Here is a 1,593-nt window from a genome sequence, read left to right as displayed (position 1 = left end):
CCGTCGCATCTCTCCGCCGCGGCCCGTGACACGGCCCCGGGGACGCCTGGCCACCGCAACGCCCACACCCGCGCCCGGCCGGCGGGCGCGTTCCCCGGGTCCGTGGCGCACCGCGCCGGCCCGCCCGGCCCGGCGCCGTACAGTGTGCTGTACCTTCCGGTGCACTGCGCTGCAACCGAGCGCGGTGCATGCCCGTGCGCCCTCCCGTACCCCGTCGAAGACTTGGGACTGAATCGCCGTGGATCTCGACCAGCTCACCCAGGCGCTCGGCCGCAACCTCAGACACTGGCGCACCGAACGGGGGCTGACCCTCGACGCGCTCGCGGAACGGGCCTCGGTGAGCCGTGGCATGATCATCCAGATCGAGCAGGCCCGCACGAACCCCAGCATCGGCACCACCGTCAAGCTCGCCGACGCGCTCGGCGTCAGCATCGCCACGCTCCTCGACCGCGAACACGGCCCGCGGGTGCGGATCGTGGCGGACACCGACGCCGTACGGATGTGGTCCACGCCCGGCGGCAGCCACGGCGACCTGCTCGTGGGGAGCGAGGGGGACGGGCCGAGGGAGCTGTGGTCGTGGAGGCTGATGCCCGGCGACGAGCACGCCTCCGACCCGCACCCCCCGGCCACCACCGAACTCCTCCACGTCACGGCCGGCGCGCTCACCCTGCTCGTGGACGCGACGCCCCACACGGTGCCCGCCGGGAGCTCCGCCGCCTTCGAGGCGAACGTCCCGCACACCTACCGCAACGACGGTGCCGAGCCCGTCGAGATGGTCATGGCGGTGTCCGTGCCTCCGGTGCGCTGAGGGGCACGCGGGCCCGCCCGGCGCGCGCGGCGCGGCTGTTAGCGTGACCGCATGCGCGCACCCGTAGGAGAGTTCGACCAGGCCACCCCCGCACCCGACTGCCTCGACCTGCTGGTGCCGCCCGTCGCGGCCGCCGTCCGGGACTGGCGCGGCGCGCCCCCCGCCGAGCAGATCCTGTTCGTGGACAGCGACCCCGCCCTCGCCGACACCGCGAACTTCGTCGAGCACTACGGGCGCGACCTCGTGGACGCGTCGGCCAACTGCGTCGTCGTGGCGGGCAAGCGCGGCGGCGAGACGACGCTCGCCGCGTGCCTCGTACTGTCCCGCACCCGCGTCGACGTCAACGGGGTGGTGCGCAGGCAGCTGGGTGCCCGCAAGGCGTCCTTCGCGCCGATGGACACGGCCGTCGAGCTGAGCGGCATGGAATACGGCGGCATCACCCCGATCGGGCTGCCGGGTGACTGGCCGCTGCTCGTCGACGCGGCCGTGACGACGACCGAGTGGGTGCTCGTCGGCAGCGGCAGCCGTCGCGGCAAACTCATCGCGCCGGGCGCCCTGTTCGGCGGCCTGCCCGGTGCGGTGGTCGTCGAGGGACTGGGGGCGTGAGCGGGACCGCCCGGCGGCCGGCCCGCGAGACGACCGCCGGTGACGCGACCCCGCACGCCGGCTCGTACGCCGGCAGCGGCACGGCACCCGGCGGCGGCACCCTCCCGGAGGGAGAGGTGCGGCTGCCGCGCCGGGTGGTCGCCCTCGCCGACGACCTGTCCGGCGCGGCCGAGGCCGCC

General features: G+C 75.4%; 3 protein-coding genes. All 3 read left to right on the top strand.

Features of this window, described 5'->3' with window-relative positions; all coding sequences use genetic code 11:
• Nucleotides 1-238 precede the first annotated feature (238 nt).
• A complete protein-coding gene (locus L1885_RS28170) occupies nucleotides 239-808 on the top strand; it encodes a helix-turn-helix domain-containing protein (protein WP_235799973.1) in 570 nt (189 codons plus the stop codon).
• Nucleotides 809-859: 51 nt separating this feature from the next.
• Entirely contained in the window at nucleotides 860-1,414 is a 555-nt protein-coding gene (locus L1885_RS28165) for a YbaK/EbsC family protein (RefSeq protein WP_235799972.1), read from the top strand.
• On the top strand, nucleotides 1,411-1,593 hold a 183-nt coding region (locus L1885_RS28160; RefSeq protein ID WP_235799971.1), incomplete at its 3' end, for a hypothetical protein. The genes L1885_RS28165 and L1885_RS28160, both read left to right, overlap by 4 nt.

Origin of the sequence: Streptomyces fuscigenes (genome assembly GCF_021556455.1) — a bacterium.
In the GTDB taxonomy this organism is placed as follows: domain Bacteria; phylum Actinomycetota; class Actinomycetes; order Streptomycetales; family Streptomycetaceae; genus Streptomyces; species Streptomyces fuscigenes.
This window is presented reverse-complemented; position numbering and strand designations above follow the sequence as displayed.